Genomic DNA, 13,654 nt, shown 5'->3' with positions numbered 1-13,654 from the left:
GCGCTCTCCTCCTCGGACTGGGTGCAACAGATCGTTGAGGCCAGGAGCGTAACACCGGGTGCGGCCGGACCCGTCCTCCGTCTCGAACTCTGGTTCCCAGGACTGCTGTACGGTGGCGCGCACCCCTCCCCCCGCCCCTTCCGAGCATTTGGAGTGCACTGCCATGACCAGGGAACTGCGTGCCGTCGAGTGGGCCGGAGACGGTCTCGCGCTGATCGACCAGACCGCTCTGCCGCACAGCGAGGAGGTGCTGCGCGTCACGGACGTGGACGGCCTGGTCCACGCGGTCAGGCGGCTGGTGGTGCGCGGCGCCCCGGCGATCGGCGCGGCCGGGGCGTACGGCGTGGCGATCGCGCTGCTGCAGGCGGAGCGCGAGGGTTGGGACGGCGCCCGGATACGTGCGGAGGTGGCCCGGATCCGGGCGGCCCGGCCGACCGCGGTCAACCTGGCCGTCTCCGTGGACCGGGTGCTGGCCCGGCTGGACGGCGGCGTGACCGCGGTGCTGGCCGAGGCGGCCGCCGTGCAGCGCGAGGACGTGGAGGCCAACCACGCACTGGGCGCGCACGGCGCGGACTGGCTGCTGAAGCGGCAGGCCGAGGACCGCCCGCTGCGCGTCCTGACGCACTGCAACACCGGGGCGCTCGCCACGGCCGGCTGGGGCACGGCGCTCGGCGTGATCCGGGAACTGCACGCGCGTGAACGACTGGAGACGGTGTACGCCGACGAGACGCGGCCGCTCCTGCAGGGGGCCCGGCTGACCGCCTGGGAGCTGGCCCAGGAGGGCATCGCGCACTACGTCCAGGCCGATGGCGCGGCGGCCGGAACGATTCTGCGCGGGGAGGTGGACGCCGCGGTGGTGGGCGCCGACCGGATCGCGGCGAACGGCGACACCGCGAACAAGGTCGGCACGGTCGGCATCGCGCTGGCCTGCGCGTACGCGGGCATCCCGTTCATCGTGGCCGCCCCCACCACGACGGTGGACCTGGCGACCCCGCACGGAGACGACATCACCATCGAACTGCGGGACGAGGAGGAGGTGTTGGAGTGGGCGGGCGTTCGCACCGCCCCGGCGGGCTCCCGCGGCCACAACCCCGCCTTCGACGTGACCCCGGGCGCTCTGGTGACCGCCCTGGTCACCGAAAGGGGCGTCCTGGAGGTCTCGGCGGGCGAACTGCCCGGTCTGCACCTGGCCTGAACCCGGCCCGGATCCCCCGGCCCGGACCCCCGGGGTCGGGCACGCCGAAGGGGCGCTCCCCTCTCGGGGGGCGCCCCTTCGGCGCGGAGGACCTCGTCAGCCGGCCGCCAGCTCCAGTTCCAGCAGCCACTCCACTACCTCGGTGTGGTGGCGGGCCTGGCGCGGGGAGTCGCCCCACACGTACAGCCCGTGCCCGGCCACCACCACCGCCGGCATCCGCGGGTCCCGGGCGGCCTCCAGTCGGTCTCCGAGCACCCGCATGTCCTGGCTGTTGGCTATCACGGGCAGGGTGACCTCCTCCCGCTCCGCGGGATGGCCGATGCCCTTGAGCATCTCCAGGTCCTTCAGGACGATGCCGCCGGGCTGCCTGCGCCCCATGAGGACGGAGGCGACCGTGTGCACGTGCACCACCGCGTTCGCGCCGGTGAGGCGGGCCACCCGGGCGTGCAGCTCCGCTTCGGCGGACGGCCTGCCGCCGCTCACCGCCACGCCCTGCCCGTCGACCAGCACCACGTCCTCGGCGGTGAGTTCGCCCTTGTCGCGGCCGCTCGCCGTGACGGCCAGCCGGAAGGGCTCCCGGGAGAGGAGTACCGAGAGGTTGCCCGAGGTGCCGCGCATCCAGCCGAAGGAGGCGAAACGCGCCGCCTCGGCCGCCAGTACCGCGCCCGCCTGCTCCAGGCCGGTCACCGCCGTCATGCTCCGCTCCCCACCGGGTCGATGTCCTCGAAGGTCCGGGCCTGTGGGTGGTCCCCCGGCCCCTGCGCGTAGTACGGCTCCCCCGGCCGCCGCACGCCCACGGCCCGCCAGCCCGCCGCCCGGGCCGCGTCGAGCTCGCCCGGGCGGTCGGAGAGGAACAGCAGCCTGGCGGGCGGGATCCCGGTGTCCTCGGCGATCGCGCGGAAGGATCCCGCCTGCAGCTTCGGTCCCGCGTTCTCCGTGTCGTACCAGCCGGTGACGAGGTCGCGCAGATCCCCCTCGGGGCTGTGTCCGAACCACGCCCGCTGCGCGGCGACCGAGCCGGACGAGTACACGTACAGCCGCACGCCCGCCGCGTGCCACCGTCGCAGCGCGGGCACCACGTCCCCGTAGAAGTGCGAGACGAGGTCGCCGCGCGCGAACCCCTCGGCCCACAGCACGCCCTGGAGCGTCTTCAGCGGCGTCGCCTTGCGGTCCGCGTCGAGCCAGGCGTTCAGTGCCTGCTCGATCCGCGCCGGGCCCGCGTCCGGCTCCCCCAGCTCGGTCCGTACCTGGGCGAGGGCGCGGGCCACCTCCGGTTCCCCGGACCGCTCGGTGAGCAGGGCGCCGAACCGCCGGCGTGCGTACGGGTAGAGCACGCCGGTGACGAAGCCGGTGGAGCTCGTGGTGCCCTCGATGTCCAGTACGACGGCGTCCGCTCCCGGACTCACGCGGCGTACTCCGCCGTGATCGTGTCGCAGTCGGGGAACCGCCGCGAGATGCCGCTGCCGGTGAAGCTGCCGATCCAGCCGTCCTCCTCGTGGAAGAAGCGGATCGCGGTGAAGGCGGGCCGGGTGCCCATGTCGAACCAGTGGGTGGTGCCCTTGGGCACGCCGAGGAGGTCCCCGCGCTCGCACAGCACCGCGTGGACCTCACCGTCCACGCGGAGGTAGAAGATGCCGGAGCCCGCGACGAAGAAGCGCACTTCGTCGTCGTCATCGTGCGTGTGCTCCTCCAGGAACTTCTCCCGCGCGGCCTTCGCCTTCCCGGCGAAGCCGGGGTCGTCGTCCGGGTGCAGGGCGACCACGTCGACGGTGGCGAAGCCTTCCGCCGCGGTCAGCCGGTCGATCTCGGCCCGGTAGGCGGTGAAGACGGTCTCGCTGTCGGCGTCCGCCGGAACGTCGTCGCGCACCGGCCACTGTTCGTAGCGGACCCCGAGCGGCGCCAGAGCGGCGGCGATCTCGGCGGGCTCGGAGGTACGGCGTACGACGGTCTCCGGGCCGCTCTCCGGCCAGGTCGTCAGCAGCGTCACGTGAATGCTCCAGGGTGGGATGGAAGAGGGTGCGGGCGTGCGGGCCCCGGCCCGGGGCCGATTCTCGCCGCCCGTTGTTGCCGCGGCGTGGCGGGCGTGTGGCAGGTTCCGGCCTCAGATCCGCAGGACGCGCGCCCTGCGGTATTCGGCGCGGGCGAACAGCGAGAAGGTGTCGTCGCCGCCCGGTTCGAAGGCGGCCTGGCCGAGCGGGACGTCCAGGACCCGCGTCCATGTCGCCCGCGCCGGATCGGAACTGCGGAAGAGGCCCCTGTCGGTGGCCGCGAGGACGACTGTGCCCGATGCCGACACCGCGATCCGGTTCACCGCACGGAAGTCCGGGGTCTGCGTCGCCGGCAGGGGTGCCCATGTGGTCGCGTCGGTGGTGCGGAAGATGCCGTTGCCGCGCAGGGCGTCGGTGTTCGAGAAGCCCTCGCCGGTGCCCACGTAGAGCGTCGAGGGGTCGGAGGGGTCCATCGTCATGCACGCGCAGGCGAGGTTGCCGAGGAAGTCGTCCACGGGCGCCCATTTCGCGCCGCCTTTGCGGGTGGTCCACACGCCGCCGCCCGCGCTCGCGGCCCACATCCTGGTCGGGTGACCCGGGTCGACGACGATGGCCCGGGAGCGGCCGCCGATGTTGCCGGGGCCGAGCCACTCCCACTGGGTGAGCGTCATCCCGGCCGTCGGCGACGGCCGGTCCGCACGCGCGCCGCGGTGACGGCCGGTGGTCCGCACCGGAGCGCGGACGATCAGGACTTTGGCCCTTGGTTCCGCCTGCCTGCTGTACGCCCAGCGCACGGCGAAGCGGCCTCGGGCGTCTAGTACGCTGAATGCGGGAGTCTCGTTCCATACAGGGCACGGGGTGTTCCGCAGTCAACGGAAGTGGTGAGCGGCGATGGGTGAGAGCAGTCCCGCCGATCGGCAGACCATGGCCGGGCGTCTTGATTTCCTGATCAGGACGATCCACCCGGCCGACCGGGGACCCTATTCGTACATGGAGATCGCCGAGGGAACCCGGCGGCTGCCGGGGCCGTCCGTGTCCCACGGCACGGTCCAGACGATCCACCGGGGTGCGAACGTCAATCCGGGCGTGGAGTCGATCAAGGCCATTGCCAACTTCTTCGGCGTCACCCTGGGCTATCTCGGCGACGGCGAAGAGGCCGGGGCGGTCGAGCGCCGCATCGAGGAACGGATCGCGCGCCTCCGCGAGGAGAGCCGGAAGGCGGCGGAGGCCGACGCGCTCGCCCAGGTCCTGGAGGACGAGAACGTCCAGGCGGCCGCCTTCCGGCTCAGCGGCCTCTCGGCGGGCTCCCTCCGCTCGGTCGCAGGCCTGATCAAGCAGCTCCGCAAGGCCGAAGGCCTGCCGGACGTGCGGCCGCCGCGGCGCCGGAGGAAGTGAGACGAGCCTGCGCGGGCAGGGTCGACGCTTCGCAATATTACGGTCAAGGCGGTTCCAAATTGGGCAAATATGCCCGATTTCGCCACGTAAGGTCTGTGTGGACCGACAAACAAACGAACAAGCAAACAAGCAGTATGAAGTGGTTGATCTTCTCGCCGACTGCTTGAGACGGCGAGGAGCCAAGACGTGTTCCAGCGGCTACGGACAGACGCCGAATGCACCGCCATCGCCGACCGGTTGCCCCTCCCCCAGCCGTTCGATCTCAACACGTTCTGCGACGGCATCGCGGAGCAGCGGGGCCGACCGCTCGTCCTGCTCCCGCTCGACGGCCCACCCGACCCGGCGCTGCCCTGCGGCATGTGGGTCGGCCTGGACGTCGCCGACCTCGTCTTCTACGACGCGGCCGCCCCGGGGGTCCTCAGAGTGCAGATCGTGCTGCACGAGGTCTCGCACATGCTCCTCGGCCACGTCGCCCCCGAGTTCGCCCCCGCCCGGACGGACACCTCCCCGGCAACCGGCGCCGAGCTGCCCGTCGCCGCGGCCATCCGCGCCGAGGCGGCCCGGATCCGGGCCGCGGCCTCCGAGAGCGAAGCGGTCGACGAGGAGCTGGGGCTCGACGTGGGGCGCATCGCCCACCTGATGGGCCGCTCTCGGTACTCGACACCGCAGGAGCGCAAGGCCGAGACCCTCGCCACGCTCATCCACGAGCGGGCGAGCCGTGCGGCGCAGTCGGCGTCGCCCCGGCACGAGGACCAGCTCGTGCGCCTGCAGGACACCCTCGGGCATCCGATCCGGAGCACGTGAGCGTGAGGGGGTTCGAGTACGCCGTGCTCGCCGGGCTGTGGGGGGCGTCCCTCTGGCGGGCGCCGTCCGCCCTGCGCGGCCCGAAGCAGCGCGCCCTGTGGCTGGCCTTCACCGCCCTGGCCGCGTCGATGACCCTTCAACTCGGCGACACGGCGGACGGCTTGGACCTCACCGTGGACGCCGGTGGGCTGTCGGCCCTGCTCGTACACGGGCTGGGTGTCATCGCGGCCGTGGCGGTCATGGAGTTCGTGGCCGCCGTCGACGGCAGCGGCACGCGGCGCCGTACCCGGATCCGCCGGCTCGTCGCCGCAACCGCACTGGCCGCCATGGGGCTCGTCCACCGGTTCGGGCTGCCCCCGGCCGACGGCGTCGGCTTCTTCCGGCTGGCGGCCGGCGACGCCTTGGCCACCGGGTACTACCTGGTCGTCCTCGTCTACCTCGGCATCGCGCTGCGCGCCGCCGGGCGACTGCTCTGGAGCAGCGCCCGGGTGGCGAGGACCCGCTGGCTGCGGGTGGGCGCACGCTTCATGGCGCTGGGGGCGGCGGCCGGAGTGCTGCACACCGGCTCCCGCGCGGTGTACCTGCTCGGACGGCTGCCCGGCCTCCTCCCCCAGGCGTACGACGCCGTGGCCGACGCCGCCACCGCCCCCCTCAAGCACGTCGCCGTCGGCCTGATCCTCGCCGGCAGCAGCCTCCCCGCTCTCGGGGTGGCCTGGCGGGCCGCCCACGACTGGCGGCGGCTGCGCGAGCTGCGGCCGCTGTGGGAGGACCTCACGCAAGCCGTACCGGACGTCGTGCTCCACACGGAGCTGCTGCGCGGCCCGCGGCTGCGCCTGCACCGGCGGGTGATCGAGATCCAGGACGCCGCACTGACCCTCGCGCCGCATACGACCGCCGAGGTACGGGAAGCGGCGGTCCGGGCCGCGCAGAACGCCGGATTCGGGCCGGAGACCGCGCAGTTGGCGGCCGAGGCGTTCGCACTGCGGGCGGCCAGGGAGGCCAGGGGACGGTGCGACTCCCCGGCCGGCGCAGGGGCCGCGCCCACGGGCCCGGAGGAACCCGACTTCGACGCGGAGGTCGCCCGGCTCTGCCGGCTCGGCCGCGCCTACCGCTCTCCCGCGGCCGACGCCTTCCTGGAGTCGCCAGGACCGGAGCGGTCGCCGGTGTGATCTCCGGTCGTCATTGGAGGGGCAGGTGCCGTCCCGGCCCCGGGATCCCGGGCCGGGACGGGATGCCTCCGGGTCAGCCGAAGATGACGGAGCGGAACGTGAGCCTGTTGCCGAGGACCTTGCCCGGGTTCATGACGTAGAAGGTGTCGCCCTGGCAGCCGAAGTCGAGGAAGACCGTCGCCCTCGACAGGGTCCCGTTGCGGGGGTTCCTGGCGGGGTCTACGTCGGTGGCTCCGGGGACGTCGATGCACTCCTCGTTCGGGGGGTCGACGAGCTCCAGCGGGAGGGCGTGGCCTTCCGCGCGGTAGGTGAAGATACCGATGGCTGCCGCGTTGGCGGAACTCGGCATGGCGAGGGTGAGGAGCAGGGCCCCCATGACCGCGGGGACGGCTGTACGCAGACGCATCGGAATCCTCCGGAACGCAACGGGTCAGAGACAGCGCCGACTGTAGGGGTGCCACGACGCGCGGAATCGATTCTTCCGTTCGTGTCCGCACGTGTCGCCCCGCGGCCGTCCAGCAGGCCGTCCGGCATGGCTCACCAGTCGTCGCCCGGGGGCCGGTGAACGGTCCCCCGCTCGTACAGGCTGGTCCCTTCGGAGCGGGTGGTGCCGGGGGCCTCGTCGGGGAGGTCGCGGGCCGTGCCGAAGTAGCGGCTGGTCCAGCGGTGGTAGCGCAGGTTGCCGGAGATCATGTGGCCGAGCTCGCGGACGAAGACGCGGATGTCGGGGCGTTCGCCGAGCGGGCCCTGGAGGACCGCGTCACGGGCGGCGGCGAAGGCGTCCTCGGCTTCCGTGGCGCGGGCGGCGAGCCGGTCGAGGGCCTGCTGCAGGGTGAGGTCCTCGGTGGCCATCAGCACCCGCACGCCGTTGCGGGTCTCGCCGGCCTCCCTCTCCTTGGGGAAGGAGTACAGGTCGTTCACGAGGATCCAGTGGTCCATGACCCGCCGGCAGGCCGTGCGCAGGTCGTCGTCCTCGTCGGTGGCGTCTCCCAGGTCGATGCCTAGCGACCACTGCACGAGCTCCATCAGCCAGTGGCCGAAGACGTCGACGCCTCGTGCGTCGAGGTAGGAGTCGAAATCGGCGCGGGCGCCTCCCGCGTCGTCCGACGCGGTGGCCGGGCGCAGTGCCTGCTGGGCGACGACCTGCTTGGCCCGGGTGTCCATGCGCACGCTGACGAAGGTCCGGGGCACCAGGAGCTCCTGGCCGGCGCGGACCAGCCGTTCGACTGCGGAGCCGCTGCCCGGTGCTCCGTCGATGGCCGTGCACAGGGCGCCCGCGAGCCGTATGCGGGCGGCTGTGTCGTCGCGGACGTCCGGAGCGGAGAACGCGTCGTCGACGAGTGTCGCCCAGATCATCCACGCCTGCTGGGCGAAGAACCTCTCGGGGAGGGTGTGGGGGAAACAGGCGGCGCCCCAGTACGTGTGGGCCTGCTTCAGGTAGCCGTCGGTCCTGGGGGCGTCCTCCGGGCGCTCCTCGAAGCAGTCCAGCAGGTACGGCCTGATCCAGTCGTGCACCGCGGGCGCGGTGTCCCCGTAGTCCGGGTGCAGCATCAGCGGCTGCCGCACGGGGATCGCCGGGAGTACGTACCGGGAGTCGTGGTCGAGGGAATCCTCGGGGTGTGCGGGTGCCATGGCGTTCGTCCTTCTCGTCTTCCGGGCGTCACGCGGCGGTGCGCTGGCGCGCCGCGAGGTCGGCGGCTGCCCGCAGCCGCCGGGGGGTGAAGGAGTCGGTGGCACCGGCGCCCTGGCCGGTGTTCAGGTTCCAGCCGGAGATCTTCTCGGCGACCTGCGGCAGGCGCCGGTCTCCGGGCCGTACGTCGATCCGGAAGTGGCTCTCCTTGGGAGTCTTCTCGTCGCCGCCCCAGCGTACGACGCCTTCGCAGTCGGCCAGGATGTCGCGTACGACGGTCAGTTCGGCGGGGAAGCAGCCGTCGCGGGCGCCGGCCGGGTACAGGAGCGGGCGTATCGCGATCGCCGTCCCTGAGAGCCGGTTGCTCTCGTAGGGCTGGGCGACGGCCCGGTCCGTGTGGTGGCCGTCGGCGAGGAGGACGGTCAGGCCGGAGCCTTCGATCTCCATGCGGGTGGCCGTGTCGATGAGGGGCCATCCGTTCGCACTGGTCCTGCCCTGCCAGGGTGCGGGGCCGGGGGCGGGCGCCGCTGCCGCGGTGCCGGTCGTCATGGCCCCCAGGAGGACGGTCGTGCCGGCGAGGCCGAGACCCGCGGTGAGCAGGCGGCGTCTGGTGGGGTGGGCGGAGCGGGGGTGGACGTCAGGCATCTGAGGGGGGTTCTTTCAGTTGTCGTTCGGGTTCTTCGAGGTAGGCGCGGCAGCGAGGGCCGCCGTACCCGCGCAGGCGGCGAGCAGTCCGAAGGAGACCGCGGTGGTGACGGGCGCGCCGATGCGGGTGGTCGTGCCGTCGTTCCAGTGGCAGACGGCGCGGGGCGGCAGCGCCCGGTGTTCCACGCGGGTCAGGTCCTGGCGCAGGTGGAACGTGTCGGGCCGTTCGACGGCCAGGCAGCGTTTCTCCTCGGTCAGTGTCAGGAACGGCCGGCGCTCAGCACCGCGCCGCCGCCGGTCAGCATCTCCTCCGCCACGGCCGCGGCCTTGGACGGCGAACCGCCGAGCCGGTTGGCGTAGTGGTCCCGGTAGCGGTGGAGGTGGCCGCCGCGCTGATAGACGTCGCGGAACGCCTCGACCACGGTGGCGCCCTGGAGGATCGCGCGGCCGATGTCATAGCCGTCGACGTCCTCGATGAGGTCGTTGAAGCCGAACGTCGTGGTGACGTTGATCTTCGCGAGGCGGTCCGTGCAGTAGGTGTGGCCGGAGGACCAGCGGTCGCTGTCGCGCCGCCATTCGGCGTAGAAGGTGACCAGGTCACCGCCCCAGCCGGCCAGGTCCCCGGGGTTGACGTCGTTCCCACTGGTCAGGCCGTGGAGCTCGACTCCGTTGGCGGCTGCGGCGAGGTGGTCCACCGACAGGTCGATGCCGGTGCCCGTGCCCGGATCCTTGAAGTCCTTCAGGACGCCGACGTTCTTGCTCCTGGCGAAGTCGATGAACCCGAAGTCGGGCTCGCCGACCATGGTGATCCACTTGTTGCAGGGCCCCCGAGAGCACCGAGGCGGCGATCGCCACTGCGTGGTGACGGTTCTTCATCATGGGTTTCGCAATCGTGTCGTTCAGACGGGGTTCGGGTGGTAGTTCCACGAGGCGTTGTCGTTGTAGGTGACGCTCAGATTGCGCTTGGACTGTGCCTCGACCACGTCGTAGGGGCCCTTGTACCAACTGTTGTAATGAACACGCACAGCCTGGCTCGCGTAACGGCTGTCGGCGGAGGCCGCGTTGTTCTTGATGGGCGTGCCCGACCCGTTCCCGGTGTCGTAGTTGAACACCCCGGCGAAGTCCCAGGACGGGATCCCGTCCACGTGGCCCATCGCGGCCACCGCGCCCGCCTGGTTCGAGTTGTAGTAGACGCAGGCCGATCCGGGGTAGCACCGGGCCGTAGCGGCAGCGTGTGCCGAGACCGACGAGGTGGCGACGGCCGCGCCGAGGACGGCCGCCGAGGCCGCCGCCCTCGCGACAGAGCGCTTCCTGCTCATGAATGAACTCCCTGGAAATCGAAAAGACGCCTGCCCGGATATAGAGAAGGGGCCGACTGCGTTTCTTCACCTTTTCACAATCGCACCGCACAAGGGGGTGACCAAGGTCCCGAAACGGACGACCCTTGGTCCTTCTCCATTTCCCGGCCAACGGCGCCTCGCGCAAGATCCGTGAAGTTCGGCCGCCACCTCAACCAGATTTCTTTCAACAGGAGTTGAGGGAGGGGAGGAAATCGGCTGCGCCCCGAAAAAGCGAAATGCGGCGGGCGACTGATGTGTTCCAGTCGCCCGCCGCAAAAAGTCGACGGCGAGAATTAAATCAAACACCGGCGATAAATGGAGTTCACATGGGCCGCGGGCCGCGAGATCGCCCGCGCCGCGGAGTCCCGCCGCCCGCGGCAGCCGGCGTCCGGAGGGGATCTCTCCGGCCCTCCGGACGCCGACGCCCCCGCAGGGGCGCGCCGCCGCACCGCAAGGGGCGACGGCCGCCCCGTCCGCATCCGTTCGCGCACACGATCGACAGGTGCGTTCTGCTAGACGCAGAACGTGAACCCACCGTCCCCTTGGCATCTAGTGCGCTAGATGCGGTGTGCGATGAACATAAGCCGCCACGGGTGTGGGTTGTCAAGTCGGCGCCGGACCTCACACCAGCGCCGGGCGGGCACGGTCCCGCTGCCAGCGCTCGTCGGTGCGCAGCGGGGAGAGGGCCAGTGGCACGAAGGCCAGCAGGGCGGTCACGGCCGCCGTCCACAGGGCGGTGCGTACGCCGAAGGTTTCGGCGAGGAGGCCGCCCAGGACGCCGCCGATGGGGAGGACGCCCCACATCACGAAGCGGATGGTGGCGCTCATCCGGCCCAGCATCTCGGGCGGGCACAGCTGCTGGCGGCAGCTCATGCTGTTGACGTTCACGATCATCAGGCCCGCGTTCAGGACGGCGAAGGCGGCGCCCGCCAGCCAGAACCGCCAGCCGTGCGCGGCGAGGGGCACGAGGAGGCCCAGCAGGCCCACCACTGCGGAGCCGATCCACATCGCGGGGCCGACGCCGAGGCGTGCCGTGACCGGCCGGACCAGGGCGCTGCCGCCGACGGCCGCGAGGCCCGCCACGGCGAAGAAGAGGCCGATGGCGCCGGCGGACAGGCCGAGCTCGCGCTGGAGGAAGAGCACCAGCATGGCGGAGGTGACCGCCCAGGACAGGTTGAACAGCGCACCGGCGAGGGTGATCGCGCGCAGCACGCGGTGGCCGAACACCAGGCTCAGGCCCTGCCGGATCTCGCCCGTGATCCCGGGCCGGTCGGCGGCGGGAGCGGGCGCGGCCTCGGTGTCGTCGATGCGCCACAGCAGCAGCGCCGCCGCCAGGAACCCGGCGGCGTTGACGACGACGGCGGTGGGTGCGCTGAGCCACTGCGCCAGCCAGCCGCCGGCGCTCGGGCCGGCCACCTGGCTGACCGAGCGGCTGGACTCCAGCTTGGCGTTGCCCTCCAGCAGCCGCTCCGGCCCGACCAGGGAGGGGAGATAGCTCTGGTAGGCGGTCTCAAAGAAGACCGTGCATATGCCCAGGCCGAACGCGACGGCGAACATCTGGGCCACGGTGAGTACGCCGAGCCACCCGGCGACGGGGACGGAGGCCAGCAGCGCCGCCCGGCCCAGGCTCGCGGCGACCATCACCGGCCGCTTGCGGAGGCGGTCCATCCAGGCGCCGGCCGGGAGGCCGATCAGCAGGAAGGCGACCATCTGGAAGGAGGCCAGCGCGCCGACCTCGAAGGGCGTGGCGTCCAGCGCGAGGACGGCGACCAGCGGCAGGGTGATCTCGGTGGTCTGCACGCCCAGCTGGCACAGGCTCTGGGCGCCCCACAGGCTGCGGAAGCCCCGGTCGCGGTTCAGGCTCGTGGCTGCGGCCGGAGCCGTGGCGTCCGCCGGGCTGGGTGGGGTCATCGGGGGGTCACCTCAAGGATCGGGCCGGTCGTGGTGTCGGTGAAGTGGACCTCGCGTTCCAGCTCCCGGAAGGCGAGCCGGTCGCGGTGCAGCTGGTGCGGGTCGTGGTGGGCGAGGACCGCCCATCCGAGGCGCAGGGTGGAGAGCAGGTCGGTGGTGGCGGGTACGAAGTCGCCTTCGCCGACGCCCAGGTGGACGTGGCGGCAGCTCGGCAGGTCGAGGGCCCGCCGGTAGGCGTCCAGGTTGCCGATGGTGCCGGTGGTGGGGGCGATGGCGTAGACGGCGGCGACGGGCCACAGCAGCCGGTAGTCCGGGCGCGGGTCGGCGCCGTCGGCGAGCCAGCGGGTGAGCCGGTCCAGTCCGCTCTCGCCGGTGGCCAGTTCGGCGAGGGCGGGCAGTCCGGCGCCGGGGGGCCGGACGCCGGTCTCGATCAGCCGGGGCCCGTCGGGGGTGAGCATGACCTCGCTGTGGGCGAGTCCGAAGCGCACCCCGAGGGCGTCCAGGGCCCGTTCGGTGTAGGCCACCAGCTCCGCGTGGCCGGGCAGGTCGTACGGCAGGAACTCGACGCTCTCGTAGACCGCGAAGCTGCCCGCGTTGGCGGTCTTGCCGTAGCGGCAGATGTTGGTGACGGTGTGGCGGCCGCCGTGGCTGAAGGTGTCGACGACGTACTCGGTTCCGGTGACGCGTTCCTGCACCACCACCTCGTCGTTGGGCAGGCCCAGCACGTTGACCCTCCGCAGGAGGTGTCCGACCACCGTGCGCAGGCGCTCCTCGTCGGCGGCGGGCACCAGGGTCACGTCCTCGGTGCCGCCGGACAGGGCGGGTTTGACGACCAGGTCCCGGCCTTCGAGGGCGCACTCGCGCACCCACGCCCAGGCCTCGTCGGCTCCGCGTACGAAGGCGGAACGGATCGCGGGGACCCCGGCGGCGGCCAGGGCTTCGGCCATCAGGCCCTTGTGGCGGCGGGCCGGGGCGAGGCCGGGGTCGTTGGCGAGTCCGGGGGTGAGCGCGGCCGCCAGCCGGTCGGCCAGCAGGACGCCGCTCTCCGCTCCGGCGAGGACGGCGACCGGCCGCAGCGCGGCGAGTACGGCGACGAGGGCCGCGGGGTCGTCGGAGTCCGCTTCCAGCAGGACCTCGAAGTCCTGGGGGCGGAAGGCGGTGGTGTAGACGGGCGGCGGAACGGGGTACGAGGTGACCCCGACCGGTACGAGGCCCGCCCGGCGCAGCAGGCCGGGCAGTTTCGCGCCCGAGGAGTAGGGGTCGACGACCACCACGTGGCGGGCGGTCATGCGTCCGGCCCCCGGCCGCCCGCCGACGCGGGGACGGGGAGGTCGCCGGCCTGGGGGGCGAGGGCGGCGGCCAGTTCGGCGGGGGTCGGGTGGTCGAAGAGGAGGGTGAGGTCCGGTTCGACGCCGAGGCGTTCGCCCATCAGGGGGGCCATCCGGATCGCGGTGATGGAGCTGCCGCCGAGGTCGAAGAAGTCGTCGTCCGGTCCGATGCCGTCCACGCCGAGGACCTGCTGCCACAGGTCGATCAGCTCGGCGGTGAGGGCTGCCGTGCGGGGGTCGTTCATGGGG

The 13,654-nt window shown here is 72.4% G+C and carries 17 protein-coding genes; 4 read left to right on the top strand and 13 right to left on the bottom strand.

What is annotated here, in order from left to right; genetic code table 11:
* The first annotated feature begins 163 nt into the window (after positions 1–163).
* Complete coding sequence (mtnA, locus tag ACQKM2_RS23245; protein ID WP_427712633.1) at positions 164–1,195, top strand: S-methyl-5-thioribose-1-phosphate isomerase; 1,032 nt, start codon at positions 164–166, stop codon at positions 1,193–1,195.
* 96 nt (positions 1,196–1,291) lie between these two features.
* On the opposite strand, the gene mtnB is transcribed toward mtnA, so the two are convergent.
* The 4 genes from mtnB to ACQKM2_RS23225 all read right to left on the bottom strand — a co-directional run bounded on the left by mtnB (position 1,292) and on the right by ACQKM2_RS23225 (position 3,854).
* A complete protein-coding gene (gene mtnB, locus ACQKM2_RS23240; protein WP_427712630.1) occupies positions 1,292–1,891 on the bottom strand; it encodes a methylthioribulose 1-phosphate dehydratase in 600 nt (199 codons plus the stop codon).
* Positions 1,888–2,601 (bottom strand): acireductone synthase, encoded by a 714-nt coding sequence (gene mtnC / locus ACQKM2_RS23235; protein WP_427712627.1) that lies wholly within the window; start codon positions 2,599–2,601, stop codon positions 1,888–1,890. Before mtnC ends, mtnB begins: the two co-directional genes overlap by 4 nt.
* A complete protein-coding gene (locus ACQKM2_RS23230) occupies positions 2,598–3,182 on the bottom strand; it encodes a 1,2-dihydroxy-3-keto-5-methylthiopentene dioxygenase (RefSeq protein WP_427712624.1) in 585 nt (194 codons plus the stop codon). The genes mtnC and ACQKM2_RS23230 overlap by 4 nt, the downstream gene beginning before the upstream one ends.
* A 114-nt stretch (positions 3,183–3,296) precedes the next feature.
* On the bottom strand, positions 3,297–3,854 hold the full coding sequence (locus ACQKM2_RS23225; RefSeq protein WP_427712621.1) for a WD40/YVTN/BNR-like repeat-containing protein: 558 nt from the start codon (positions 3,852–3,854) through the stop codon (positions 3,297–3,299).
* A gap of 220 nt (positions 3,855–4,074) precedes the next feature.
* Here ACQKM2_RS23225 and ACQKM2_RS23220 point away from each other — a divergent pair, with 220 nt between their 5' ends.
* The 3 genes from ACQKM2_RS23220 (at position 4,075) to ACQKM2_RS23210 (ending at position 6,551) form a co-directional block, all read left to right on the top strand.
* A complete protein-coding gene (locus ACQKM2_RS23220; protein WP_427712618.1) occupies positions 4,075–4,578 on the top strand; it encodes an XRE family transcriptional regulator in 504 nt (167 codons plus the stop codon).
* A gap of 186 nt (positions 4,579–4,764) precedes the next feature.
* Positions 4,765–5,382: a hypothetical protein gene (locus ACQKM2_RS23215; RefSeq protein ID WP_427712615.1), complete on the top strand. Its 618-nt coding sequence runs from the start codon at positions 4,765–4,767 to the stop codon at positions 5,380–5,382.
* On the top strand, positions 5,379–6,551 hold the full coding sequence (locus ACQKM2_RS23210) for an MAB_1171c family putative transporter (protein WP_427712612.1): 1,173 nt from the start codon (positions 5,379–5,381) through the stop codon (positions 6,549–6,551). Before ACQKM2_RS23215 ends, ACQKM2_RS23210 begins: the two co-directional genes overlap by 4 nt.
* 73 nt (positions 6,552–6,624) lie before the next feature.
* On the opposite strand, the gene ACQKM2_RS23205 is transcribed toward ACQKM2_RS23210, so the two are convergent.
* The 9 genes from ACQKM2_RS23205 to ACQKM2_RS23165 form a co-directional block, all read right to left on the bottom strand.
* On the bottom strand, positions 6,625–6,957 hold the full coding sequence (locus ACQKM2_RS23205) for a hypothetical protein (RefSeq protein ID WP_427712609.1): 333 nt from the start codon (positions 6,955–6,957) through the stop codon (positions 6,625–6,627).
* A gap of 131 nt (positions 6,958–7,088) precedes the next feature.
* Positions 7,089–8,183: a terpene synthase family protein gene (locus ACQKM2_RS23200; protein WP_427712606.1), complete on the bottom strand. Its 1,095-nt coding sequence runs from the start codon at positions 8,181–8,183 to the stop codon at positions 7,089–7,091.
* A 28-nt stretch (positions 8,184–8,211) separates the two neighbouring features.
* Positions 8,212–8,826: a hypothetical protein gene (locus ACQKM2_RS23195; RefSeq protein ID WP_427712603.1), complete on the bottom strand. Its 615-nt coding sequence runs from the start codon at positions 8,824–8,826 to the stop codon at positions 8,212–8,214.
* A 15-nt stretch (positions 8,827–8,841) separates the two neighbouring features.
* Positions 8,842–9,012 carry a hypothetical protein gene (locus ACQKM2_RS23190; protein ID WP_427712600.1) on the bottom strand — a complete coding sequence of 57 codons (171 nt, stop codon included), beginning with the start codon at positions 9,010–9,012 and terminating at the stop codon, positions 8,842–8,844.
* Positions 9,013–9,086: 74 nt separating this feature from the next.
* The gene (locus ACQKM2_RS23185) at positions 9,087–9,629 is read right to left on the bottom strand and encodes a hypothetical protein (protein ID WP_427712597.1); all 543 of its coding nucleotides are present in this window, start codon (positions 9,627–9,629) and stop codon (positions 9,087–9,089) included.
* Positions 9,630–9,725: 96 nt separating this feature from the next.
* Entirely contained in the window at positions 9,726–10,145 is a 420-nt protein-coding gene (locus tag ACQKM2_RS23180; RefSeq protein ID WP_427712594.1) for a peptidase inhibitor family I36 protein, read from the bottom strand.
* 642 nt (positions 10,146–10,787) lie between these two features.
* Positions 10,788–12,077 (bottom strand): MFS transporter, encoded by a 1,290-nt coding sequence (locus ACQKM2_RS23175; protein ID WP_427712592.1) that lies wholly within the window; start codon positions 12,075–12,077, stop codon positions 10,788–10,790.
* Positions 12,074–13,366: an ATP-grasp domain-containing protein gene (locus ACQKM2_RS23170; protein ID WP_427712589.1), complete on the bottom strand. Its 1,293-nt coding sequence runs from the start codon at positions 13,364–13,366 to the stop codon at positions 12,074–12,076. The genes ACQKM2_RS23175 and ACQKM2_RS23170 overlap by 4 nt, the downstream gene beginning before the upstream one ends.
* Positions 13,363–13,650, bottom strand: a complete 288-nt coding sequence (locus tag ACQKM2_RS23165; protein WP_427712587.1) for an acyl carrier protein — start codon at positions 13,648–13,650, stop codon at positions 13,363–13,365. Before ACQKM2_RS23165 ends, ACQKM2_RS23170 begins: the two co-directional genes overlap by 4 nt.
* Positions 13,651–13,654 lie beyond the last annotated feature (4 nt).

This window comes from Streptomyces sp. NPDC004126, from assembly GCF_050275515.1.
GTDB lineage: Bacteria > Actinomycetota > Actinomycetes > Streptomycetales > Streptomycetaceae > Streptomyces.
This window is presented reverse-complemented; position numbering and strand designations above follow the sequence as displayed.